This window comes from Niabella sp. (genome assembly GCF_030150205.1).
Taxonomy (GTDB): domain Bacteria; phylum Bacteroidota; class Bacteroidia; order Chitinophagales; family Chitinophagaceae; genus Niabella.
Genome location: NZ_JASLGT010000005.1, coordinates 159598 through 182090 on the forward strand (window position 1 = coordinate 159598; position 22493 = coordinate 182090).

Annotated in this window: 24 protein-coding genes; 17 read left to right on the top strand and 7 right to left on the bottom strand. The window is 46.5% G+C overall.

The genetic code is table 11. The features are described from left to right. Nucleotides 1-30 precede the first annotated feature (30 nt). The gene (locus Q1V85_RS04255) at nt 31-465 is read left to right on the top strand and encodes a cold shock domain-containing protein (RefSeq protein WP_300597783.1); all 435 of its coding nucleotides are present in this window, start codon (nt 31-33) and stop codon (nt 463-465) included. Between the two features lie 162 nt (nt 466-627). Here Q1V85_RS04255 and Q1V85_RS04260 read toward each other — a convergent pair whose 3' ends face one another. The 6 genes from Q1V85_RS04260 to Q1V85_RS04285 all read right to left on the bottom strand — a co-directional run bounded on the left by Q1V85_RS04260 (nt 628) and on the right by Q1V85_RS04285 (nt 5305). Next, a complete protein-coding gene (locus Q1V85_RS04260; RefSeq protein ID WP_300597785.1) occupies nt 628-1587 on the bottom strand; it encodes a DUF4407 domain-containing protein in 960 nt (319 codons plus the stop codon). Continuing rightward, on the bottom strand, nt 1584-2159 hold the full coding sequence (locus tag Q1V85_RS04265; protein WP_300597787.1) for a hypothetical protein: 576 nt from the start codon (nt 2157-2159) through the stop codon (nt 1584-1586). The genes Q1V85_RS04260 and Q1V85_RS04265 overlap by 4 nt, the downstream gene beginning before the upstream one ends. 33 nt (nt 2160-2192) lie before the next feature. Next, the gene (locus Q1V85_RS04270; protein WP_300597789.1) at nt 2193-2465 is read right to left on the bottom strand and encodes an HNH endonuclease; all 273 of its coding nucleotides are present in this window, start codon (nt 2463-2465) and stop codon (nt 2193-2195) included. After that, the gene (locus tag Q1V85_RS04275) at nt 2455-3567 is read right to left on the bottom strand and encodes a type I restriction endonuclease (protein ID WP_300597791.1); all 1113 of its coding nucleotides are present in this window, start codon (nt 3565-3567) and stop codon (nt 2455-2457) included. Before Q1V85_RS04275 ends, Q1V85_RS04270 begins: the two co-directional genes overlap by 11 nt. 176 nt (nt 3568-3743) lie before the next feature. Beyond that, nucleotides 3744-4235: a thermonuclease family protein gene (locus Q1V85_RS04280; protein ID WP_300597793.1), complete on the bottom strand. Its 492-nt coding sequence runs from the start codon at nt 4233-4235 to the stop codon at nt 3744-3746. Between the two features lie 95 nt (nt 4236-4330). Further along, complete coding sequence (locus Q1V85_RS04285; RefSeq protein ID WP_300597795.1) at nt 4331-5305, bottom strand: hypothetical protein; 975 nt, start codon at nt 5303-5305, stop codon at nt 4331-4333. A 124-nt stretch (nt 5306-5429) separates the two neighbouring features. Between Q1V85_RS04285 and Q1V85_RS04290 the strand changes: the two genes are divergently transcribed. Continuing rightward, nucleotides 5430-6095: a response regulator gene (locus tag Q1V85_RS04290; RefSeq protein ID WP_300597797.1), complete on the top strand. Its 666-nt coding sequence runs from the start codon at nt 5430-5432 to the stop codon at nt 6093-6095. A gap of 178 nt (nt 6096-6273) precedes the next feature. On the opposite strand, the gene Q1V85_RS04295 is transcribed toward Q1V85_RS04290, so the two are convergent. Next, nucleotides 6274-6780 carry a VOC family protein gene (locus tag Q1V85_RS04295; RefSeq protein ID WP_300597799.1) on the bottom strand — a complete coding sequence of 169 codons (507 nt, stop codon included), beginning with the start codon at nt 6778-6780 and terminating at the stop codon, nt 6274-6276. 244 nt (nt 6781-7024) lie between these two features. On the opposite strand from Q1V85_RS04295, the gene Q1V85_RS04300 reads away from it, so the two are divergent. From Q1V85_RS04300 to ileS, 15 genes are all read left to right on the top strand, one after another. Beyond that, the gene (locus Q1V85_RS04300) at nt 7025-7486 is read left to right on the top strand and encodes a MarR family transcriptional regulator (protein ID WP_300597801.1); all 462 of its coding nucleotides are present in this window, start codon (nt 7025-7027) and stop codon (nt 7484-7486) included. Between the two features lie 51 nt (nt 7487-7537). Then, nucleotides 7538-8044, top strand: coding sequence for a transposase (locus Q1V85_RS04305; protein WP_300597803.1), 507 nt, complete (start codon nt 7538-7540; stop codon nt 8042-8044). Between the two features lie 225 nt (nt 8045-8269). Next, nucleotides 8270-8830, top strand: a complete 561-nt coding sequence (locus Q1V85_RS04310) for a methyltransferase (protein WP_300597805.1) — start codon at nt 8270-8272, stop codon at nt 8828-8830. Nucleotides 8831-9346: 516 nt separating this feature from the next. Then, the gene (locus Q1V85_RS04315; RefSeq protein WP_300597806.1) at nt 9347-9757 is read left to right on the top strand and encodes a hypothetical protein; all 411 of its coding nucleotides are present in this window, start codon (nt 9347-9349) and stop codon (nt 9755-9757) included. A 279-nt stretch (nt 9758-10036) separates the two neighbouring features. After that, nucleotides 10037-10555 (top strand): hypothetical protein, encoded by a 519-nt coding sequence (locus tag Q1V85_RS04320; protein WP_300597808.1) that lies wholly within the window; start codon nt 10037-10039, stop codon nt 10553-10555. A 153-nt stretch (nt 10556-10708) separates the two neighbouring features. After that, nucleotides 10709-11533: a hypothetical protein gene (locus tag Q1V85_RS04325; protein WP_300597810.1), complete on the top strand. Its 825-nt coding sequence runs from the start codon at nt 10709-10711 to the stop codon at nt 11531-11533. Nucleotides 11534-11544: 11 nt separating this feature from the next. Next, nucleotides 11545-12081 carry a S41 family peptidase gene (locus tag Q1V85_RS04330; protein WP_300597881.1) on the top strand — a complete coding sequence of 179 codons (537 nt, stop codon included), beginning with the start codon at nt 11545-11547 and terminating at the stop codon, nt 12079-12081. 297 nt (nt 12082-12378) lie between these two features. Then, nucleotides 12379-13131 carry a hypothetical protein gene (locus tag Q1V85_RS04335; protein ID WP_300597812.1) on the top strand — a complete coding sequence of 251 codons (753 nt, stop codon included), beginning with the start codon at nt 12379-12381 and terminating at the stop codon, nt 13129-13131. 358 nt (nt 13132-13489) lie between these two features. Beyond that, on the top strand, nt 13490-13816 hold the full coding sequence (locus Q1V85_RS04340) for a four-helix bundle copper-binding protein (RefSeq protein WP_300597814.1): 327 nt from the start codon (nt 13490-13492) through the stop codon (nt 13814-13816). A gap of 50 nt (nt 13817-13866) precedes the next feature. Continuing rightward, nucleotides 13867-14565, top strand: coding sequence for a DUF4253 domain-containing protein (locus Q1V85_RS04345; RefSeq protein ID WP_300597816.1), 699 nt, complete (start codon nt 13867-13869; stop codon nt 14563-14565). Between the two features lie 154 nt (nt 14566-14719). Continuing rightward, on the top strand, nt 14720-15256 hold the full coding sequence (locus Q1V85_RS04350) for a GNAT family N-acetyltransferase (protein WP_300597818.1): 537 nt from the start codon (nt 14720-14722) through the stop codon (nt 15254-15256). Between the two features lie 89 nt (nt 15257-15345). Then, nucleotides 15346-15993 (top strand): hypothetical protein, encoded by a 648-nt coding sequence (locus Q1V85_RS04355; RefSeq protein WP_300597820.1) that lies wholly within the window; start codon nt 15346-15348, stop codon nt 15991-15993. A gap of 191 nt (nt 15994-16184) precedes the next feature. Beyond that, nucleotides 16185-17105 carry a family 2A encapsulin nanocompartment shell protein gene (locus Q1V85_RS04360; RefSeq protein ID WP_300597822.1) on the top strand — a complete coding sequence of 307 codons (921 nt, stop codon included), beginning with the start codon at nt 16185-16187 and terminating at the stop codon, nt 17103-17105. Then, the gene (locus tag Q1V85_RS04365) at nt 17089-19026 is read left to right on the top strand and encodes a family 2A encapsulin nanocompartment cargo protein cysteine desulfurase (protein ID WP_300597824.1); all 1938 of its coding nucleotides are present in this window, start codon (nt 17089-17091) and stop codon (nt 19024-19026) included. The genes Q1V85_RS04360 and Q1V85_RS04365 overlap by 17 nt, the downstream gene beginning before the upstream one ends. 77 nt (nt 19027-19103) lie before the next feature. Then, nucleotides 19104-22490 carry an isoleucine--tRNA ligase gene (gene ileS, locus Q1V85_RS04370; protein WP_300597826.1) on the top strand — a complete coding sequence of 1129 codons (3387 nt, stop codon included), beginning with the start codon at nt 19104-19106 and terminating at the stop codon, nt 22488-22490. Nucleotides 22491-22493: the final 3 nt, after the last annotated feature.

A 22493-nucleotide genomic window follows, 5' to 3' on the forward strand; every position in this document is an offset into this window, starting at 1 on the left:
CAAAATAATTTATTCATTTAAAACAATCGAATGGGAGAAACCTGGAACAAAAGAGAAAGAGAACAAAAAAAGCGCAATGCTAAAAAGCAAAAAGAAGAAAGGAAGCAGGAGCGTAAAGAAAACTCCGGCAAAGCCAAAGGGCTGGATGATATGCTGGCCTATGTGGATGAATATGGAAACCTTTCTGCAACGCCACCAGAGCGAAACGCTATAAAAAGCGACTACATACCTCCGGTTGTAGCCAATAGCCGGGAGCTGAACGCCATTGATGATACCCGGAAAGGGGTGATCACTTTTTACGACAGCAATAAAGGGTATGGATTTATCAAAGACAGTACTACCGGGGAAAGTATTTTCGTACACGTCAACTCCGCATCTGTACAACTGAAAGAACAATTGAAAGTTGCCTTCGAGGTGCAGAAAGGCCCCAAGGGCATGGTTGCTGTAAATGTAACGGCAGCATAGGAACTAATTCCGGCATTACAGCTACGATATGTTCCGTTTGACCGTTTGAATATGCAGTTTCTTCTGGTTAAAATACTTCTAAACCGGAGATACGGACATTTTCGTCTGGTGATGGCAATGTCAATTCAATAACAGAGATAAACCTGAGCCCAATGTGCGGAATTATTTCGTCAGCTGGGTTAAGGTTTTTATTTTTTGATTTAACTGGTGTTCTACCACAAGATCGTAGTCAGATTTTGTGTCGTTGGTTTTGCTGACTACCACAAACAACTCCAGGAACATCAAAAAGCAAAAGAGAATTAAATAGAAAATTCGAGCTACCGGCCGTTCTTTTAATATCTCAATGATTGCACTGAGCTCTTCCAGGAAACCTTGCTTGGATTTTAATTCCCGCCTTAAAGAGCCTTCTGCCTTCATTTTTCTTTGGGTGTAATCCTCTTTTTGTTTTCTGAGCACAGCAAGATTTTGCTCGTTAACTTCAGTTTCTTTTATTTTAGGATTTGGTATGGGCGTAGTTGATACTGAAATTTGAGATCTGGTGGAAGTACTTCCATCACTGTTTTTGGTCGGTATATTCGTAACCGTTCTTGAAACTATTGGAATTGTTGGTCGACTTGAGATTTCTTCGTACAGCGCCAGGTTTTTCTTATCCAGGGAATCGATTTCTGCTTGAAACTCCTGTAGCTTTTTGTCAATAATTGTTAAACGGCCAGGCAGTTGTTCGTTTACCTGCCGGTCTACGATCTGAATCATTTTCTTTTCAATATCATCTTTGAAAATAATCTGGTCGAGTATCGAGGAGCCAAGAATGGCCATAATAAAAGCGATGGCTACACGAAACCAGCTAAGCCATTTACTCTTACCTACCGTAAGGATGATCTGACGCTCTATCTGAACAATGATCAGTACAAAAATTAAAGCCGTAAGAATACGACCCCATGAAGGTGCGTTTATATAACGCTCTGCGAAAGAATATCCGATCAACGACCAAAGAATGATCAGAATTAAAATAGCAGATGCATATTTTTTCAACTGTTTCCTGCTGGCTTCGGTGCAGGTGCCCAGTATCTGATAGTTCCATCCTGTTAACAAGCAGCCGGTCTTTGTCCACCAATCTTTCATAATGTGTTGTCGATTTTTAAATTGTGCAAGGAAAGTGATGCCAGTCCCCGGGTAAACCCTACTTCGTAGGATTTAAAGATCCCTGTCATATACAGTGCTTCTTTGTCGAGATCTTCTTTCATTTTTTTCAGCTCTTCTACATGTTTTTCATAAGTGTTTTGTTTCGATTTGAGTAGTTCCACAATGTCTGTTAAGCCGGCCTGCCCCCGGGAGTGAATATGAAAGGAAATTTCCCTTAACATATCTTCATACTTCAGAAAAACCTGTTTGAATTTTATTTCCAGGTTACTACGAACGATATCCAGGTTTGCCCTTTTATAGGATTGATCGGGGTTGGTTAAGGCGTCGTTATAGGCCTTGTTTTCATAATCTTCTTTCAAAAAACCATAAACAATGTCTATGGGCAATTTTGATCCAAACTCTACAGAATAGGTTGTTGTGTTTTCTGACGTTGGATTGGAATGGTCGATAAAATCTTCCTCTCTGATTTCCGGAAGGGTAGTACTGTTTGATGTTTCCGATATTTCTGCCTGAGCCGGCGCGCGCCTTTTGAATAAGTTAAAAAGTCCCATTGTTCAGTTTGTTTTTAGTTGAGTATGCTGCTTTTAAATGTATTTTATCGGAACCTCATATCGATAGTGACCACGGCTATGACAGCTTTCGCATAAAGTGGTTAACAAGCCATCGCTGTAGTCCCAGGGATCTACATGTTTCTGCAGGCGTTTAACAAAGTGATATTGCTTATGATGTACATGCAGTTTTCCCTCTGCCTTACCACAGATAACACATCGGTTATTATCCCGGTCTAAAATCCGTTTCCGCTTTTCGATCCATCGGGGATCAAAAAGTTTTTCGCCATAATGAACTTTATCTTTCATTGGATGATGCTTCTGTTTCGCCTTTCTGCTGATAATTGTTAACAGTAGCCAATAGTTCTTTCCGGTACCGGTAGATGTCATCCAGTGATTCCAGTAACTTCTTTTCACCGTTATCTTTCCCGTTATGAAAAAGCTCCAGGTATTTTTTAGAAAAGTTGAAATGCAACCTTGCCACAGGCTTCCGGTTATTATCATCCAGCAAAATACCAAAGTAGGATTGTGTATCTCTGAAGGCGATCCTGCCGGCCGGCACGACTTCTCTTAAAATGGCTTTAATGATTTGTGAGCCTTCTATTTCTTCTTCGGTGGTAATAAATTTAGACGCTTCCGGTGTGCCATCAACCGGGGTAACTTCCGGGTGGTCTGATTTTGATGGATTTTTTTCATTGATGTTTAAAGCGCTCTTCAGTCTTGAATTGATGGACTCATTGATTGAATTAGATAGGGCTCTCCGGGTATATTCTTTAAAACTGGCCATCCGGGAGGCTGTTAGCGGCTTTTCAAAAAAACGGCTGACTAAAAGTTTCACCAGTTCATCAGAGGGATCCTGGAGTTCTTTTTCAAATTCGTTCCGGATGGCTTTAATATATTTCAGATCTTCGGCAGAATCCAGGATGCCTGTGAAATCGTAGCCCTGCTTGGTGAACTTTTCGAGAAGCTTAATGCTAGCGTCTTTAAGGTTGGCCAGCTCCAAGGTAAAAAACGGTTTATCGTCCATAATATTGGGTCGTTCAAGGTCCGCATAAAAATTATAGACCAACCCGTTGGTAAGCACACCAAACCGCGATTTGGAAACATGGTAGTACCGGTGTAGCTGGGAATTATGTGCATCCGCCTTCTCCTTCCAATGTTTGCACTCGATGATGAGTACGGGCTCACCATCTTTTTTAATAACATAGTCGATCTTTTCACCTTTCTTGGTTCCAATATCGCAAATATATTCCGGTATTACTTCTGTGGGATTGAAAATATCATAACCGATGGTCTGGATAAAAGGCATCACAAAGGCGTTTTTTGTAGCTTCTTCTGTATTGATCTGGTCTTTTAATGCATCTACTCTTTGATGCAGCTGCTCCAGCTTTAGTTTTAAGTCATTCTCCATGTTAAGATCGTTTATGAGATGTAAGCAATAGGGGCGTCCCGTACTGTACGGATCGCTTCAGCTGCTAAAGTAATATGTGAGAAGGGGCTTCAATTACGGAAAACCGTAAAAGACTGGATTTTTATTTTTTGGAAGATGCGGATTCAGCCATCTTACCATGAAGTTGTAGTAACCCTCTACCGCCGCCGCCATTCCCAGGGAGGCATAGGAGCTTCATCTGCCCACAGCCCTTTTCGCTGCTGCCGGGCTGCCGTTTCCAGCGCTGCATATGCTGCATCATCGGAATATTTTTTAAAATGCCAGGCAAGTCCGTTTCTCACCAGCTCTTTATTGAGATTTTGCCCGTCATCCAGGATCACTTCCGCAATGAGGCGTTTGTTGCGGTCGTATTGGTGGTGCTGCAGGAGGGCTACATACTTTCCGAAACACCGGTCGGAAACAAATTGTTTGGCACGGTTTCCAAAGGGCTGTTTCTTTTCCGGGCAGTCTATATGCGCAAATCGTACAACCTGTTCCCGGTCGTTCATCAGCAACACAAAGGTGTCGCCGTCTTTTACACGAACGACCTTGTAAGTTGTTGAGGGATCCGGTGGTCCGGACCGGTGTTGCTGTGGTGAACGACTGCAGCCGGCTAAAAACAGTAACAGAAGGGCTAAATACGGATACATGGTGAAGTTATTAAAGATGCAGCCTTAGGCAAATACAGGCGTATTGCGATGCTGCGCAAAGAAATATTTTTTGGAAATTTTTCCGTTGATGCCCACTAATGTTTTAGCGGAAGAATATGTTTTTGGTATATATGTTCCGTCAGCGGATTCAGGGTTCGCTCTGTATAAACCGGGTGGTCGCCCTTCCGGGTATAGTACTCAATGTTGCCATTAAGCCGTATATAAGATATCCGGTTGATATCAGCTTCGGTAATGGTATCCGGCCGGGTTATCTTTTTAAAATGGACCTGTTTTTCTGTGTCCAGCGGAATAACAAGCGATCCGTATATTTTTTGATTACAGGGAATGGACTGGTAATGATCGCCGGTCCAGTACATGCATTCGGGAACATGTTGGAAACCGGCCTTTATATATTGGTAAACGGGCACAACGGCAGATGCCAGCACTACAGCAGCTACCGGTATGGTTATGGCTTTAAAATGAAGTTTGAATGTTGCCGGAGACTTTAAAATGGTTGAAAATGCTCCAGGTTTGGGATCCTTAATTACCGGATCTTCTGTTCCTGTTGCTTCGGGCCCCGGCGCATCGGCTTCGCCGGTATCTTCAGCAGGCACAGCGTATGCGGTATCCGCTACTGCCGGGTCGATGCGTTCTTCCGCTTCCTGCTTTTCCGGAGACAGCCCTATAGCATCTTCTTTATCCTGCTTTTCCGGATTCTTTTTTTTCCATAGCTCAAAGGGCCTGGGCTCAAAGTTGATCAGCCAGGCCAGCAGTTCGATATTTTTTTGGTTGGTGTCAATCGGTGAATTATTTAAAAATTTGATCGGCTGCTTAAATTTATTGATGTCGAAGTTGTCAATAGTATGCCGATACGTTTTTTGATCAATTGATGTTCCAAAAAATGTTCGCAAGGTTGGCTCATCTTTCCGGTCCCATCTTTCAGCACATACGATCAGGCACTCATCTCTTAGCTGAGCCGGAGTAGGCTCCTTGAGATTTAGCGACAATGTTCCGGCGAGCTTCTTTTGCGCATAATCCAGCAATATTTGGTCGATGTAGTCCTTATACATTGTACAAAGATTGTAAAGTAACAACCAGTATGTTTACGGAAACCCGTATTGCTGCTATTGCATAGCGGATTATTTTTGAATCCGAAGAATGTAATGTTCAACAGATTTTAATTTCAGCATCCGGATGATCAAAAAAGCATTAGTCGCAGAAGACCATGAATGTGTTAGTATTTCGGTTCAGAAAGCGCTGGAAGAACTCCGGTTGCAGCAGATCGATCATGTATCTTATTGTGATGTTGCGCTGATGAAAATTAAGAAGGCCCTTCAGAACAATGATTCCTATGATATTCTTATTACCGATCTCTCTTTCAAAAAGGATCACCTGGATCAACAATTAAGCGATGGGGCGGCTCTTATTGCCGCTGCCCGGAAGGTGCAGCCGGATCTGAAAGTGCTGGTATTTTCTGTTGAGGACCGGCCTGCCGTTGTCAAAAACTTATTTGATGCGTTTGGAATTGACGGATATGTACCAAAGTCCAGGGGGGATAAAAAAGAGCTAAAGAAAGCGTTGGACCATATAAATGCGAATCAGCAATATTATCCGCCAAACCTGGTACAACAAATAAAGGAACAGGAAAGGCACCTGTTTACCGCTTTCGATAAAATGCTTATCGCACAAATGCTCCAGGTAAAACGCCAACCGGAAATTGCGGAGTATTTTAAAAAGAACAATATCCGGCCTTCCAGTTTAAGCAGTATTGAGAAGCGCCTTGCCGTGATGAAGGAGGCATTGGGTTTTGCTACCAACGAACAATTGGTTGCGCATTGTGTAAAGAACGGTATTGTCTGATATGCACGTTATCCTGCGATGTGGCTGGTAACGATCGGCTTCGGGCAGCTCCGCTCAGCAAACCTGCGGAAATCGTTCTGCTCAGCGTTGCACGTGTATATGTAAAAAATGCAATCGCTGGTCTTCATTCCGCCTGGCCTGAAGCATTTTCTGGAATGTGGAGGGCCGCTGGTAGGTCCTACGCGTTTTTCATTTGCTCAACGGCTGCCCATCCCTCCGGTGTAATTCCCATGATCTCTGTAACCACACCTAATGTTTGATAAGTGTCGAAGAAGGCCATACGTGCAATAGGATGATCTACTTCGCTGATGATGGCATAACCCTGTTCCTGCAGTGCGCCGGAGGCCTGTTCAAACCCATCTACCGGCAACCGGTAGGCAAGGTGCTGTGTACCGCCCTCCGGATGTTTTGCAAGATAGTCGTGAAACATGCTTTGCCCTGAAAGCGGCTGCACCAGTTCAATAAAGATACTACCGTTATAAACCTGTGTAGTCAGCCACTCACCGGCTACGATCCGGCCATAATACGTCATGTTCAGGTCCTGCGCCCGAACCTGCTGAGGTGGCGGAAAGCCGGCAAGTTCCAGGGTGCCGGCAAGTAGTGTTACAGCGGCGTGGATGTCCGGAACTACCCAGCCGATCTGTGCCAGTTCAAGTCCTGCGGTGGATGGATGTGTATGTTTCATATTTATTGTTGTTACGGATAGTAAAGTTAAAATGAATAACCCGGTTGTTCCGGGGGGATTTGCGCCGGTATCAGGGCGGTTTGCGGCGTTTTCCGCAGGGCTGATGAATGGACGATTGAAGGACACCAAAAAAACGACGTTCGCTACCACTTACCGGCTTTTTTTCCAGGTTTACCGGATCGGATCAGAAAATCTGGGGTAAACTATTTATCTTTATGATCAAGATAATTAATCATCAAGATATATGCCGGTAAAAGAAACAGAAAACCTGGGCGATCTGGGAAGAGAGGTCTCCGATGTTACCATATTGATGCATGAGGCTATCGCCAGGGCTGCAGGACTTACAGGGGTGGATCATAAGTACCTCAGCCTTATCCTGCGACAGGGGCCATTAACCGCAGGTGCGTTATCCGGCCTTACCGGCCTCACTACAGGGGCTGTAACGGCCCTGATTGACCGGCTGGAGAACCGGAAGCTGGTAAGTCGCGAATTGGACAAAACCGACCGGCGGAAAGTATTGATCGTTGCGAATAAGGCTAAGGCAAAAAAGCTATTTGAGCCATCCAATCACCGGCTGAAAGCGGATGTAGAAAAACTGGTTTCAACTTATAGCAGGAAGGAGGTGCAGCTGATTGCCGGCTATTTCCGCTCATCGATCAGGATTATGAAGGCATTCACCAGTGAACTGAATGCAAAATCAAAATAAACGGCTTGCTTCTTTTACAGGAAGTAGCAGCAATTATTAAAACAAAGCATTATGAGCAATGTTAATATGGAGTATATAACAAGGGCCGAGAGCTGGTTATTGATAACCCTTCTTGCATATTTTTTGCTGAACGGAGCACAGCTTTTTGAAACGGCAGTACTGGTTCCCAAATGGACGGCTGCTCCACCCCGCTCCTTCCAGTATTTTAAAGCACCTTATGGAGCCGATCTCAAAACGTTCTGGATCATTGCTCATTCGATCCATGAGCTCACATTTATACTGGCCATCGTTTTCTGTTGGAAAATTGATCCGGTCAGGAACGGGCTGCTGTTCCTGTTTGCCGTGCATTTTATATTGCGGGTTTGGACCCTTATTTATTTTGCTCCCAACATCATCGAGTTTCAGGCCATTGCAAATGGCAAATCCTTTAACATCGACTTATTAAGCCGTACAAAACAGTGGAGGGCATTGAACTATATCCGGGTCGGTATTTTTATGGCTGTTTCCGTTGGCTTAATTCCCCTGTTGGTAAAGCTCAGCGGTCTCAAAAACGGGTAAGCTTTTTTATGGCCCCGCTGCAGCACATATGGCCGCTTCGTTGTGTCACTCACTTCAGCACCTTTTCATCATCCCGGCTAGGTTTGCCGAAAGCGGACGAGTGGAGGGCGTTTCCGTACTCCGGGAACTCGTCTCAAAACGTATATCCTGAATAAATTCTTTTCTTTGCCGCATATGTATTTATCAAAGGCATTTTCCATAGGAGATCAGAATCTGGAAATCTGTATGCCTCAGCCGGATAATATCCAACAGGGATACCAGCACAATAAAAACGCCGCTTACTGGGCGCAGGTATGGCCCGCGGCGATCGGCCTTTGTATGTTCTTACAGCAGCATAAAGAATATGTTGCGGATCAGCAGGTACTGGAACTGGCTGCGGGACTGGGTCTGCCGGGGCTATACGCTGGCTTCCTCGCCAAACAGGTAACCATCAGCGATCGGGAAGCGCTGGCATCCGATTATGTAAAGCGGTCGGCGGAACAATTACAGCTATATAACGTAACCGCAAAACCGCTGGATTGGAAGGATGCCGTTACACTGCCGTTGCCAGATGTTGTTTTGCTGAGCGATGTAAACTATGAACCGGCAGTGTTTACCGAATTAAAAAAAGTGATTGACCACTTCCTGCAAAATAAGGTTACAGTCATTATCAGCACGCCGCAGCGGCTGATGGCAAAGCCGTTCATCACCCCATTGCTGCCCTATGCCACCCTTCAATGGAACTGCACCGTTACCCTTAATCATACCGGAACGGATATAAGCATTTTTGTATTAAACCGGGAATAGATTTGCAACCTTGAGGATGGTTCTATAATGCGCTGTACAGGAAACCCGATGATGTCCAATCCCTGGTTTGGTGCCTATGGCGGCTCTCTGTAGCCGGGTCCGCATGTAGATTTGTTATCGCTGCAGCCCATGCACCTGCCTTTGTATGACCATGCACCATCGGCGCAGCCGGGGGAGCGTGCTTTTTATTGAAACAGGCCGTTCAATTACTCAATACTAATGCGCTATATTTTCATTAATTAAGTTATTTTTATAGGAGTAAGGAGTTTAACAATCCTTGTATGAAAACAAACAAGCTGCTAAACGCTTACTGTCGTTGCTTGTTATCGCACAGCAATCGGGGTTGTGTCCGCTCAAAGGCGGGGTTGAAAAAAATACAACGGCAACGTTTTTTTCTGGGTTATCAATTAGACGTGGGTTATACAACCGGGTGCAGCTAATCAGCCATAAAAGGATAAAGCAGGCTGATAAATGATAGATTGAACGTGGTAAAAACGAACAATTAAACCAATAGCCATGGGTGATGAACTGCATATTACCCGCAAAGAAAACTGGTGGGATAAGGATCCGGCATTAAATATTTCTATGCAGGAGTGGACGGAGCTCGTGAACCAGGGTGCTGAAATGCGGCTGAATCATGAGGCAACGGCTACTACAATAAGTGGCGAAACCATAACCGTTCATAGCGAAGGATTGGCTGTATGGACGGCCTATTCCTGCGATGGTATCCATGGTAATCATCCCTGGTTCTTATACCAGGATGGAAATATCTGCGTAAAGAACCCCGATAAGGAGATCATTCGCAAAATGCAGGCGATAGCGGTCCTGCTTCATGCAAAGGTGGTGGGAGATGAGGGACTGCCATATGTGCCGGACGAACCGGCATCCACGCCGGGTTTAACCAAAAGATGGTGGAAGTTTTGGTAACGATAAGCCGCTTGCTGCCTTCCTTTTTAAGATGCGGAGGTGGTGAAGGGTTTCTTTTATCGTTGCATTGCTTAAGTTTGGTAAGCAGGGGCAGGGTGGGATATGAAGCCGCGCGGTGTATAATGAAGCGACTGTTCCGCCATACGGCCGGTTCCACACTTCCGGCCTGTAAGAGCTGTAAGCAGTCATACGATCGTATTTGCAGGAGATTATTTACCAGGAGTAGCTGTTGCGTTTTTAAAGAAAGAACCGTTTTATCAAAAAAACATAATACATCTCATGAGAGCAACGGTTATCATTGTTTGCTTGCTGGCCATTTTTACAGCAGCCTGTAAAAAAGACAATAATCAGCCCAAAGGCTATATGTTTACCACTGCCTTTAAAAATGACTTGCCGGTACCGGTGGAGATCAGAAGAGGGCGGTTATGGCAAAGAGGGCCCGCTCAACCGGATACCCTGGTATACCAGGATACGCTCAAAATTGCTGCGCATGGATCGTATGAAAAAGGACAGTTTATTTGCACCGAGAACTGTAATGCTCCAATATTGGACTACACCAGTTATCTGACTGTGTTTGAGATTGCAAAAGTCGTTATTCAGGATAAGGAGCGTATGGACAGTTCCTGCTTTACAAAAGCCTACATTTCAAAAGACCAGTTTTTTAAATGTGACGAATCGGTAACCGGCACCCCCAATATATATACGTACAGTCAATATAAAGAAACAAAGGATCTCCGGGGTAATATCATCCGGAGGGAGTATATATTTGATGCGGACGATCTGGCAGCCGTTAAGTAGCTGTTTCAGTTACCGGGCCGCATTTTGTTCTTTTTACCATTCCCGGGGAGAATAATACCCCTTCTTTTTACGATCAATATAACGGTTCAAAATAGAAGGCTCCGCCTGCTTCGAAGCCGGTGTAACATTTTAGCATTTTTGCGTATAAGGGATATGAGATCCATCGCTTGTTTGTTCGGTGCCATTTTCATCGTTTTTATGGGCCTTACGGGACGTGCACAAGCCCACCCCGTGCTTTTTTCGCCTGAGGAGCTGAAGGAAGACCTTGCCAGCCTCCGGCACCTGATCACCACTGTGCATGTAAATCCCAATAGCGAGTTAACGCCTGCTCAATATGATGGGCTGTTTAGTACTATTGCCGCTTCGCTGCAGCATGCGGCCACTGCTACTGAGTTTTTAAAGAAGATACGACCGGTAATGGCCCGGCTTTCGGACGAACATGCGCAGCTAAACCTAAAACCTGAGCTGCTGGATATTGCATATCGACATGAGCCCGTGTACCTGCCTTTTACATTAAAAAAGCGAGGTGACCGTTACTACATTGATCAATGCCTGGGCCTTGTGGCTGACAGGTATAGCGGACAGGAAATACGTAGCGTTAACGGGGTGCCCGTAGCGGATCTGCTGCATCGATGTGCGCTGACTATCACCGGTTACCCTGCCCAGCGGATGGAAACAGCCCTACGGCAGTTTGGGTACCTGTATCCCTGGGCGGTAAACGCATTAACTACCTTTTTTATCATAGGAACTGCCGGCAAAACGATCCATATGCCAGGTGTCAGTCTGAAGGAATGGGAGGCCTTTCGAGCGGCGCAGGCGGTACCCGGTTGCACGGAGCGGTTGTCGTATACCCGCTATGGCAGCACCGGTTATTTGAATGCCTGCTCTTTTGATGTACAGCCAAAGGAACCTATTCCCGCGATTCCATCCGGGCCAGGATCGACGGAATTTTTAAACAGATACAGGCAGATAATATAACCCAGCTGATTATCGATGTAAGTCGCAATGAAGGCGGAAGCACGGCCGTTGGCGATTACCTCATCAGTGCTATTTATCACCAGCCCTACCAGGGCTACCAGACCAATTGGAAGCGGAGCGACGAATATTTAAAGCTATTGCGGTCCTGGGGATTTGACAATGCGCAATATGCTGCTGAGCCGGTGGGCCGGATATTGCATTTTGCATCGGAGCAGGTAATACCTGAGTTGGTTCCCTATCCCTATAAGGGAAAAGTAACGGTGGTAATAGGCCCTGCTACTTTTTCCAGTGCCATGAATTTTGCTACTTTGATTAAAGACAACCGCATGGCCAGGTTGATAGGGCAAACACCCATTAATGGGCATCCTACCAGCATTGGCGAAATGTATTATACCAACCTGCCACATACGCAGCTCTTTGTGCGCTTTGGAGTAAAGGAACATATCCGGCCTGCCGGTAAAGTATCGGATAATAACCTGCAGCCGGATATTATATTAACGGACGAACAGATGCGTGATGTGAACCTTCTGATTCAAAAGGTTCATTAGTCCGTGCAGGAGCCGGCGGTGTATGCACCAGGTTGCATTTTATTTGTTATAATGCGTTTGGCTGACTGCAAGCTATAAGAACGGATAATCGCTTTCTTCAACCGTAATCCGCAGCGCATCGCAAATAAAACGGTCTCATTTATTTCAACTGCTCTTTAAAAAAAGTTATAGCCTTCAGTCCGCGTTTTCATACGCTTCAATACACCGTTTCAGCACTTCGTCGCAATAGATTTGCCAAAAGCCGCGCAGGGAGTGAGTTTTGTGCCCTCAAACAAAAACAAACGGAAAACAAAAGATATGAACCCGCTGCTGAAGAGACCCCTGCAACGATTTTTAAAGGCAACGTTTTTGCAAAGCCTGCTCTTTTCCCTGCCCATTTATGTGGCACTTCGACTGGTGTTTTATGGGATGGATTTTAGCCCGCTGGAAGATGCCCGTATTTTATGTAACTATATTGGTACGGGCTGGTTATTGACGACCTTGCCGGCCCTGGCAGGCGTACCGGTGCTCCGGTGGATGCGCCTGTGTATGAAAAGCCGCGTACAAGCAAGTCGCAGGGCCTGGATACAAACGGTTCTTGTTGCAGTGCTGCTGACCGGTTTTTTATACAGTTGTCAGGCGCAGTCCACCGGCATGCAACGACAGTCTGGCACGGGGCTCATAACCCGGTGGAAAGGGCTTACTGCCGCCCAAAGCCGCGTGATGATGAATAACGAAATATTGAGACATCATGATATTCCCCTGGGTGCATCTTTTGAGCTCATCAACACCGGGGTAAAAGGATTGGTGACAAAAGGGGGCAAGGTTTCCGTAGGTTGTGCATTGGCGATTGCCGATCTCAAGGGAAATATATTGATGGCTGAGAAAGATCTTTTTACCGGTGCGGATATTTTTGATGCCCGTAAGCTGGACTACCTGCGCTGCACTGTTAACACCGGCAAGCCTATGGATTGGGAGCGGGAGTATAAAGTGCAGGTGCGGTTTTGGGATAAATTCGGCAAAGGGATGCTCACCAATACGCTGGTGATCCGGATCATTGATCTGCCGTGAGCAAAAGCAATACCTGATGATGTTATTATGCACATATCCTTTGTTCAACGTTGTAGATTTAAATAGGAACGGCGCTGGATGTCATCAACAGGAAGCTGGATTCAGATCTTTATTTTTTGCAATTCATTCATATTCGTCGCTGAACGGTTCTTTTTAGCCGTTTGTTTGTGTCAAGATTTATGATGAAGATGAACTATTTAACCTGACGCTCATGCGATAGAGCGAAGGGCCAAAAACGTTTTTCATTGCTGAATTGATTTGCGGCGGATCGCTTACGCATCAGGGCGCGTGTGCAAACAGGCATACAGTTTGTGCCATTTACAGGCGTAATGGCATTTTTTTATAAAATACATATATTATGAAAATAGCTGAAAATCATCTGGCGGAATTACTGAATCGTTGCGCCGCGGTGTGCGATCATTGCGCAGCCGCCTGCCTGCAGGAAGAAGCCGTGGAACACCTCGCCGATTGTATCCGGACAGATATAGCCTGTGCAACGGTTTGCCGTACCACGGCGCAATTGCTGGAATTGGGTATTGGAGAGCAGAATGCTTTATTGCTTTGTGCAGAAGTCTGTAAGATCTGTGCAGACGAATGCAGCAAGCATGATCATGATCACTGCCGGGCCTGTGCGGAGATTTGTAACGAATGCGCAGTAGAATGTGGCCAGTCTGCCGTGGCATAAAGCAGTGTTGATAATTTTCCCGATCTGTGTATCTTTCTGCTCAAAACATCATGAAATTGAAAAACCGGATGATTTGGGCTATAGTGATCGTTATGTTAATGAGTTGCTCCGAACCGGCAGGTGACAATGGGTATTCGCTTACCAAATCTGAACAGGCTATTTGTGATAGCTTGCATCTGGACCCGTTTGTTATACAGGAATTGCGTGCGTATAGCCAGGTACCGGTAACACCTTTTCATTACTCCCGTGGTAAAATATATGCGGATAATAAAATGACCGAGGTGGACCCTATCCGTTTTCCGGGAATTGTTTTTAGTGAAACGGAAGACAATGCTTATGAGCTGATTTATAAATTGAAAGATAGTTTGCGAAACCGGGGATACACCATCTTCAAGGTAGAACTAATGGGAGAAGCGGATAACTGGAAACACCGTGTAGGCATTGTTAAGGAAACGAATCCGTACAGCATCCTGAAAAAGATGGAAACGGAGGGCATTAACTATGATATAACCAACGATCGTCTGTTAACCATTATAAAGGACCTGGATAAAAAATACCAGCTGGAACTGATCGGTGCCTCCGGCGATTACTGCGAGTTCATCATTCACCGTCCGCCGGCAGACTGGAATCAACTGGCAAAGGAAATATATGCAATTTGTCCGGATACTGTAGAGCAAGGCGTAGGTTCCGTAGAGGCGCTCGCCAGGGAGTTGAAGCAAAACCGGCGCTTATACTTCTGGTGGGACTAGAAGTATAAAGCGCACCATGAAATTTCATGGCGCGCGGGCCTTATCTCTTTCGCACCTGTGCTGGTTCATGGTATTCAGCATGGGCAAATAAATGCTGTTTGTTAAAACGGATGTTGCATGTCATTGTTTTTTTAACGAGTATTGCAGTTCAGGAATGCATATGATACCTCAGCAAAACAACATTGAACTGCGTACCGCCACTGCTGCGGATGCGGGTGCCATTTGGCAGCTATTGCAACAGGCGATTGAAAAAAGGAAACAGGAAGGCAGTGCCCAATGGCAGGATGGTTATCCAAACCCGGACGTAGTAGCAAAAGATATCGAAAAAGGATATGGATATGTTTGTACCAACGAGGCCGGCGACGTTATAGGTTATACGGCGCTCATCTTTGACGGGGAACCGGCCTATGAAGCGCTGGAAGGACAATGGCTGACCAACCGTCCTTATGCAGTTATACACCGGCTGGCTACGGTTACCGGCCCAAAGGCGATCAAAGGGTTAGGAACCCGGATTATGATGGCCGTGGAAACCGTTTGCCGGAAGCAGGGTATTTTCAGTATTAAGGCCGATACTAATTTTGACAATACGGGCATGTTGCGGGTATTTGAGAAACTGGGATATACTTATTGCGGGGAAGTGTATTTCCGGGGTGCCGCCCGGAAGGCCTTTGAAAAAAAACTGGATGCTTAAAGCCAGCAGCGTTTAAATGTAATAGCTATTGGTTTGGTTTATTGTGGGCGCTGCACGCTGTAGCTCGGTTTGCGTTTAAATAAACAAGGATGCAACAACAAAAAGATCTTTCTGAGGGTGAGCGTGCCCGCCTGTTGCCGGTAGCAGGGATATTGCTTTTTGTATGCTGTTATATCATTGCTGCTGTTTTATATCCGGGTGGGTCCCAGGCCGATAAAAATGCGCAAGGGTTTAGCTGGCTGCATAATTACTGGTGTAACCTGTTAAACGACCGGGGTATTAATGGTCAGCCCAATGCCGGCAAATGGTGGGGCCGGATGGGGATGACGATCCTGGGGGCATCGCTTTGTGCTTTTTGGTGGATATTTTTTCGATATGCTGGTTTTTCAAAACGGGTTCGTTTTATCATTACCGGTTGCGGCGTAGCTGCCATGATCCTTACCTTGTTCCTGTTTACTACCCGGCACGATCTGTTGGTAACCCTATCCAGCTTGCTTGGCTTTATTGCAATGGTGACAACCTTTGCCGGATTGTACCGGTTAAAGTGGAAACAATTGTTTTGGCTGGGGATTATAAATGTTTTTTTAGTAGCGGTCAATAACGTCTTCTATTACACGCCCTCCCTGATTTACCTGCTTCCCCTGGTTCAAAAAATTACGTTTTTATTATTCCTGGTTTGGGTATGTGCCATCTGTTTCAGAATACCGTCTGTAACAATAAAGTTTAATCGCGACTGAAATACTGAACGTACACATTGATGGGTGTGCCCGCTTCGTAATTGCACCGGCGGCTTTTTATGTTTTTCTGCTTATACTGGCTTATATTTATGATAGAATAATTGCCGCTGGTCGCTGTTCGAGACCACTGTTCGAGACTTCGAGTCTCGAAACAACAATACATTTTTACAAAACGACTAAAACATAAGAATATGGCAGAAGCAAAACATCAACAAACCGCATTGGGCGATGTAGCTGCACGGCAGCTCGCCATTGCCACCCGTACCGTTCCGCAGATGGTCACTATTTCGCCCCGCTGGTTAACGCAGTTGATGAGCTGGGTGCCGGTAGAGTCGGGCGTATACCGATTGAATAAAGTAAAGAATGCAACACAGATCGAAGTGGATTGTTCGGCCCGGGATGAACGGATATTGCCGCAAACCTTTGTCGATTATATTGAAAATCCGCGTGAATACAACCTGGCGGCCGTGCAAACCATCGTGGATGTTCATACCCGCGTATCGGATCTGTACAGCAAGCCGTATAACCAGATATCGGAACAGTTACGGCTGGCCATAGAAACCATCAAGGAACGGCAGGAAAGCGAACTAATCAACAATGCCGGTTACGGGCTCTTACACAGTGTAGCAGAGGGACAGCGGATAAAGACCCGCACAGGCGCTCCCACTCCAGATGACCTGGACGAGCTGATCGCTAAGGTATGGAAGGAGCCCGGTTTCTTTTTACTGCATCCGCGGGCGATTGCTGCCTTTGGCCGGGAATGTACCCGAAGGGGCGTGCCTCCACCGACCATATCGCTTTTTGGCTCCCAGTTTTTAACCTGGAGAGGTATTCCATTGATCCCTTCGGATAAGCTGCCGATCGTCAATGGAAAAACCAGGATCATCCTGCTGCGTACCGGTGAAAGCCGTCAGGGAGTGGTAGGCCTGTTTCAGCCGGGTTTGCAGGGAGAGCAAACACCCGGACTGTCTGTACGGTTCATGGGCATTAACGACCGGGCCATTGCATCTTATTTGGTTTCATTGTATTGTTCATTGGCGGTGCTGGTAGATGATGCCATTGCCGTACTGGACGATGTGGAAATTGATAAATACCATGAGTATAAATATTGATGAACAAACAGGGCTGCCGGATCTGACGCAATTGCAGGAACTGGCAAATACGTTTTTCAGGGCCTTGCCTGACCAGGCGCAACAATCGGCATCGCTTCATCCAAAAGATCATCCGGATGCCATGGCCATGGCCGGAAAAATGGCGGGCAACGGAGGCCTGCCGGATCTGAGCACCACTAATCATGATCTGGTTGCCGGACAGTCGGGAACTGCCCTTCAGCAAACACCTCCGGTACCACAGCATCCTTTCAGCGGGTTGCAGACACCGCCGTCGGCAATGGGTCTGGGCGCATCCTCTTCGGTGGTAAGCTATGCCCCGCTTATTGATTTGCCCATGACACAGGAAGATAAGGCTGCCACTCAACATACCAGTACCAATGGCGGAAGGATTCCGGCTTCCGTAGCAGGCAGCGGCGCATCGCCCTCCCACCTGGAGCAGGGGCAGCATTTTGATATTAAAGATCCTGAAACCGGTTTCCCCGATTCCAATATTTCCGGAGCTTCGAAACCGGCACCGGCTGCCGCCACATTGCCGTTGGAAGCAGAGCAGCCCTACTGGGCGGATATAAACGCGCTGCTAAAACAGATCACTACACCATCATTTGTACCACAATTACCAGGATTTGATACAGCGGTCCCTTCGTATTATTTTGGGAGCCAGCCGCAGGTGAACAGTACCGCGCTCAAACAACAGGCGGGTATACCTGCTTTTAATGCCCATCTGTTTAAAAAGGATTTTCCTATTTTGAATGAGCGGGTGAACGGAAAACAGCTGGTGTGGTTCGACAATGCCGCTACCACGCAAAAACCAAAAGCGGTCATGGACCGCATCTCCTGGTTTTATGAGCACGAAAATTCCAATATTCACCGGGCTGCACACGAGCTGGCTGCCCGTGCCACGGATGCCTACGAAGCCGCAAGGGAAAAAGTACGGGCATTTTTAGGCGCCCGTTCAGCAAACGAGATCATTTTTGTACGCGGTGCTACCGAAGCGATCAACCTGGTGGCACAAAGCTGGGGTGAGCAATACCTGCAAAGCGGCGATGAAATAGTGGTGAGCTACCTGGAGCACCACGCCAATATTGTACCCTGGAAACGGCTGGCGGATAAAAAGGGGCTGAAGCTGCGGGTGATTCCGGTAGACGATGACGGACAGATCCTGTTAGACGAATACGCCAAACTGCTCAACGCGAACACAAAACTGGTGGCTTTTACTCAGGTATCCAATGCTTTGGGAACGGTAACGCCGGCGCAGCAAATGGTAGCCATGGCGCATGCGGTTGGTGCCAAAGTGCTGGTAGATGGCGCGCAATCCGTATCGCATATGACCGTAAATATGCAAACATTAAATGCTGACTGGTTTGTATTCTCCGGACACAAAGTATTTGGGCCAACCGGCATTGGAGTAGTATATGGAAAAGAAGGCCTGCTGAACGCCACCCAGCCCTGGCAGGGAGGGGGCAATATGATACAGGATGTAACCTTTGAGGAGATCCGGTATCACAATGCTCCCGGCCGTTTTGAAGCCGGAACCGGAAATATTGCAGATGCCGTTGGACTAGGAGCGGCGTTGGATTATATAACCCGGATCGGGATGGAGAACATCGGGCAGTACGAACATTTTCTGCTGGAATATGCCACGGGGCTGATCAAACAGATCCCCGGGGTACGGCGTATCGGAACGGCGGCACACAAAGCAAGCGTACTTTCTTTTACCATGGATGGGTACAGCAATGATGAAGTAGGAAAAGCGTTAAATGACGAAGGCATTGCGGTAAGAACGGGCCACCACTGTGCACAGCCCATCCTGCGTCGCATGGGCGTGGAAACCACGGTACGCCCCTCCCTGGCCTTTTATAACACCTGTGAAGATGTGGACCGGTTTATAGAGGTGCTTTGGAAGTTGAGGAAGAAAAAATAGGCTGTGCGAGACTTGAAGTCTCGCACAGCCTATTGCACAACGAAAATTCGTACCTTTGCACTCATTTTTTACCTACTATGAGTGTGAAATACAGAGAATATTCGGGTTTGAACCTGCCTTCCATAGAGCAGGAGATATTGACGAAATGGAATGAACAGCAGGCATTTGAGAAAAGTGTATCCCTCCGGGACGGTGCTGAGTCATTCGTTTTTTATGAAGGCCCTCCCAGTGCCAACGGTATGCCGGGTATTCACCACGTTATTTCGCGCACGCTCAAAGACCTGGTTTGCCGGTATAAGACCATGCAGGGATTCCAGGTAAAACGCAAAGGCGGCTGGGATACCCACGGGTTGCCTGTGGAACTGGGCGTTGAAAAAGAGCTGGGCATTACCAAAGAAGACATTGGAAAGAAAATCTCCGTAGAGGAATACAACCAGAAATGCCGCGAGGCCGTACTGCGGTTTAAGGACAAATGGGATGACCTTACCCGCAAAATGGGGTATTGGGTAGACCTGAACGCCCCCTATATTACCTTTAAGAACGAATATATTGAAACGCTTTGGTACCTGCTGAAGCAATTGTTTAACAAGGGATTGCTGTATAAAAGCGTCAGCATTCAGCCGTATTCACCTGCGGCGGGTACCGGGTTAAGCTCACACGAGCTGAACCAGCCGGGAACTTATAAGGATGTAAAAGATACCAGTGCTACGGTACTATTTAAGGCGGTACACAATGAAAAAAGTGCATTCCTGTTTAAGCTGACAGCTGACAGCCATCAGCCTTCAGACCTGTTTTTTATGGCCTGGACCACCACGCCCTGGACCCTGCCTTCCAACCTGGGGTTGACCGTAGGCGGCAATATCGACTATGCGCTGATACAGACGTTCAATCCTTATACGCATCTCCCTGTAAATGTGGTGATTGCCAAAGCGTTAATATCAAAATATTTTAAGCCTGAAGGCGAGAACGGTGATTTTGAAAACTATACCGCGGAAACCAAGCTGTTGCCCTGGAAGATCCTTGCAGAATTCAAGGGTAGCCAGCTGGATGGTCTGAAATACGAGCAATTATTGCCATTTGAATCGAACTCCCCGGAAAAAATACAGGAAATCACGCCCGGTGCCACTCCTTTTAAAGTGATGGTAGGCGATTTTGTGACCACCGAAGATGGAACGGGTATCGTACATACCGCGCCGGCCTTTGGTGCGGATGACTATAAGGTAGGAAAGAAAAACAATATCGGTATCCTGACCCTGGTAGATCGCGAAGGGAAATTTATTGAAGGTACCGGCGAGTTCAGCGGACGCTATGTAAAAGATTATAAAGATGAGCAGGATTATGTGGATGTGAATGTAGACATCAGTGTAAAACTAAAAAAAGAAAACCGCGCTTTTAAGGTAGAAAAATACGAGCACAATTACCCCCATTGCTGGCGTACCGATAAACCCATCCTGTATTACCCGCTGGATGCCTGGTTCATTAAAACCACGGCGCTGCGCGACCGGATGGTGGAGCTGAATAAAACCATCCACTGGAAACCCAAATCAACAGGGGAGGGCCGTTTTGGAAACTGGCTGGAGAATATGGTAGACTGGAACCTGAGCCGCAGCCGTTTCTGGGGAACGCCATTACCCATCTGGTCAACAGAAGATGGCACTGAAATGAAATGCATTGGCTCGGTAGAAGAGTTGAACGACGAGATCCGGAAGGCCAGTGAAGTGCTGGGGGGCGATGTGAACAAACATTACCTGCACGATGGTATCCTGGACCTGCACAAACCCTATGTAGATGAGGTAGTGCTGGTTAGTGAATCCGGCAAGCCCATGCGCCGGGAACCGGACCTGATCGATGTATGGTTCGATAGTGGTGCCATGCCCTATGCCCAGTGGGGATTAAATTATGAAAAATTAAAGGCGGGAGATCCGCATCCGTTCAACCAGCCGTTTGATACCAATTTCCCTGCAGACTTTATTTGCGAAGGGGTAGATCAAACCCGCGGATGGTTCTATACCCTGCATGCCATTGCATCCCTGTTATTTGACAGCGTGGCCTTTAAAACCGTGGTAAGCAATGGATTGGTGCTGGATAAGAACGGTAACAAAATGAGCAAACGCCTGGGCAACGTAGTAGATCCTTTTGCCACCATTGAAACCTTTGGGGCAGATGCAACCCGCTGGTATTTAATTACAAACGCTTCCCCCTGGGATAATTTGAAATTTGATATCGATGGTATCAAAGAAGTACAGCGTAAATTCTTTGGTACCTTATATAATACCTACCAGTTCTTTGCCCTGTATGCCAACGTAGATGGCTTTACCTATAATGAAGCCAAAATTCCGGTAGCAGAACGTCCGGAGATCGACCGCTGGATCATCTCTTCACTGAATACGCTCGTAAAAGAAGTGACGGCCGCCATGGACGACTATGAACCTACCCAGGCTGGCCGTTTGATCGAAGATTTTGTAGACGAACATTTAAGTAACTGGTATGTAAGGCTTTGTCGCCGCCGTTTTTGGAAAGGGGAGTATGAAGCAGATAAAATTGCCGCTTATCAGACCTTATTTGAATGCCTGGAAACCGTGGTACGCCTGATGGCACCCGTGGCACCCTTCTTCAGTGATGCGGTATTCCGTAACCTGAATGAGGTTGCTCAACGGTACAACGTACAATCGGTACACCATGCCCTGTTTCCAAAGGCGGACGAAACGCTGATGGACCAAAAGCTGGAAGAGCGGATGCAGCTGGCCCAGGATGTTTCCTCGCTAATCCTCTCCCTGCGTAAAAAAGTGAACATTAAAGTGCGTCAGCCGTTACATAAGGTATTGATCCCGGTTCTAAATCCGGCAATGAAAGAACAGCTGGAAAAAGTAGCAGAGCTGATCAAATCGGAGGTAAATATCAAGGATGTAGAATACCTGGTTGATACAGAAGGATTTATCAAAAAGAAGATCAAACCGAATTTTATAGCGCTGGGTAAGAAGCTGGGCGCTAAAATGAAAGCGGTTTCCGGCGCTCTTGCTGCTTTTACCCAGGAAGACATCAGCAGCCTGGAGCGGAATGGCCAGATAGAACTGGATATCAATGGTGAAAAAGTGCTCATCCAGCTTAATGAAGTGGATATCAGCAGCGAAGACATTCCGGGATGGACGGTAGCCAACAAAGGCCCGTTAACCGTAGCCCTGGATATCACGATAACCGAAGACCTGAAACAGGAGGGAGATGCCCGTGAATTTGTAAACCGGATCCAGAAAATAAGGAAGGACAGTAATTTTGATGTAACGGACCGGATCAAGGTACAAATTGACACAAATCCTACATTAAAAAATTCGTTAACCACGTATAAAGACTATATTTGCGCAGAAATTTTGGCAGATGAGCTGGAATTTAGTCCAATTTCAGCAGGCGGAACCGAAATTGAAGTGAACGAACATCAGTTATATACGATTGTAACAAAAAAAGGGTAACAA

What these genes read in the sequence shown, in the direction of transcription:
- Q1V85_RS04310 (WP_300597805.1), top strand. Translation starts at nt 8,270, where the DNA reads ATGCCTCAGCCGGATAATATCCAACAGGGATACCAGCACAATAAAAAC.
- Q1V85_RS04340 (WP_300597814.1), top strand. Translation starts at nt 13,490, where the DNA reads ATGAAAATAGCTGAAAATCATCTGGCGGAATTACTGAATCGTTGCGCC.
- Q1V85_RS04295 (WP_300597799.1), bottom strand. Translation starts at nt 6,780, where the DNA reads ATGAAACATACACATCCATCCACCGCAGGACTTGAACTGGCACAGATC.
- Q1V85_RS04365 (WP_300597824.1), top strand. Translation starts at nt 17,089, where the DNA reads ATGAGTATAAATATTGATGAACAAACAGGGCTGCCGGATCTGACGCAA.
- Q1V85_RS04345 (WP_300597816.1), top strand. Translation starts at nt 13,867, where the DNA reads ATGAAATTGAAAAACCGGATGATTTGGGCTATAGTGATCGTTATGTTA.
- Q1V85_RS04305 (WP_300597803.1), top strand. Translation starts at nt 7,538, where the DNA reads ATGAGCAATGTTAATATGGAGTATATAACAAGGGCCGAGAGCTGGTTA.
- Q1V85_RS04255 (WP_300597783.1), top strand. Translation starts at nt 31, where the DNA reads ATGGGAGAAACCTGGAACAAAAGAGAAAGAGAACAAAAAAAGCGCAAT.
- Q1V85_RS04355 (WP_300597820.1), top strand. Translation starts at nt 15,346, where the DNA reads ATGCAACAACAAAAAGATCTTTCTGAGGGTGAGCGTGCCCGCCTGTTG.
- Q1V85_RS04315 (WP_300597806.1), top strand. Translation starts at nt 9,347, where the DNA reads ATGGGTGATGAACTGCATATTACCCGCAAAGAAAACTGGTGGGATAAG.
- Q1V85_RS04335 (WP_300597812.1), top strand. Translation starts at nt 12,379, where the DNA reads ATGAACCCGCTGCTGAAGAGACCCCTGCAACGATTTTTAAAGGCAACG.
- Q1V85_RS04350 (WP_300597818.1), top strand. Translation starts at nt 14,720, where the DNA reads ATGCATATGATACCTCAGCAAAACAACATTGAACTGCGTACCGCCACT.
- Q1V85_RS04260 (WP_300597785.1), bottom strand. Translation starts at nt 1,587, where the DNA reads ATGAAAGATTGGTGGACAAAGACCGGCTGCTTGTTAACAGGATGGAAC.
- Q1V85_RS04300 (WP_300597801.1), top strand. Translation starts at nt 7,025, where the DNA reads ATGCCGGTAAAAGAAACAGAAAACCTGGGCGATCTGGGAAGAGAGGTC.
- Q1V85_RS04270 (WP_300597789.1), bottom strand. Translation starts at nt 2,465, where the DNA reads ATGAAAGATAAAGTTCATTATGGCGAAAAACTTTTTGATCCCCGATGG.
- Q1V85_RS04325 (WP_300597810.1), top strand. Translation starts at nt 10,709, where the DNA reads ATGAGATCCATCGCTTGTTTGTTCGGTGCCATTTTCATCGTTTTTATG.
- Q1V85_RS04360 (WP_300597822.1), top strand. Translation starts at nt 16,185, where the DNA reads ATGGCAGAAGCAAAACATCAACAAACCGCATTGGGCGATGTAGCTGCA.
- Q1V85_RS04320 (WP_300597808.1), top strand. Translation starts at nt 10,037, where the DNA reads ATGAGAGCAACGGTTATCATTGTTTGCTTGCTGGCCATTTTTACAGCA.
- Q1V85_RS04280 (WP_300597793.1), bottom strand. Translation starts at nt 4,235, where the DNA reads ATGTATCCGTATTTAGCCCTTCTGTTACTGTTTTTAGCCGGCTGCAGT.
- Q1V85_RS04265 (WP_300597787.1), bottom strand. Translation starts at nt 2,159, where the DNA reads ATGGGACTTTTTAACTTATTCAAAAGGCGCGCGCCGGCTCAGGCAGAA.
- Q1V85_RS04290 (WP_300597797.1), top strand. Translation starts at nt 5,430, where the DNA reads ATGATCAAAAAAGCATTAGTCGCAGAAGACCATGAATGTGTTAGTATT.
- ileS (WP_300597826.1), top strand. Translation starts at nt 19,104, where the DNA reads ATGAGTGTGAAATACAGAGAATATTCGGGTTTGAACCTGCCTTCCATA.
- Q1V85_RS04275 (WP_300597791.1), bottom strand. Translation starts at nt 3,567, where the DNA reads ATGGAGAATGACTTAAAACTAAAGCTGGAGCAGCTGCATCAAAGAGTA.
- Q1V85_RS04285 (WP_300597795.1), bottom strand. Translation starts at nt 5,305, where the DNA reads ATGTATAAGGACTACATCGACCAAATATTGCTGGATTATGCGCAAAAG.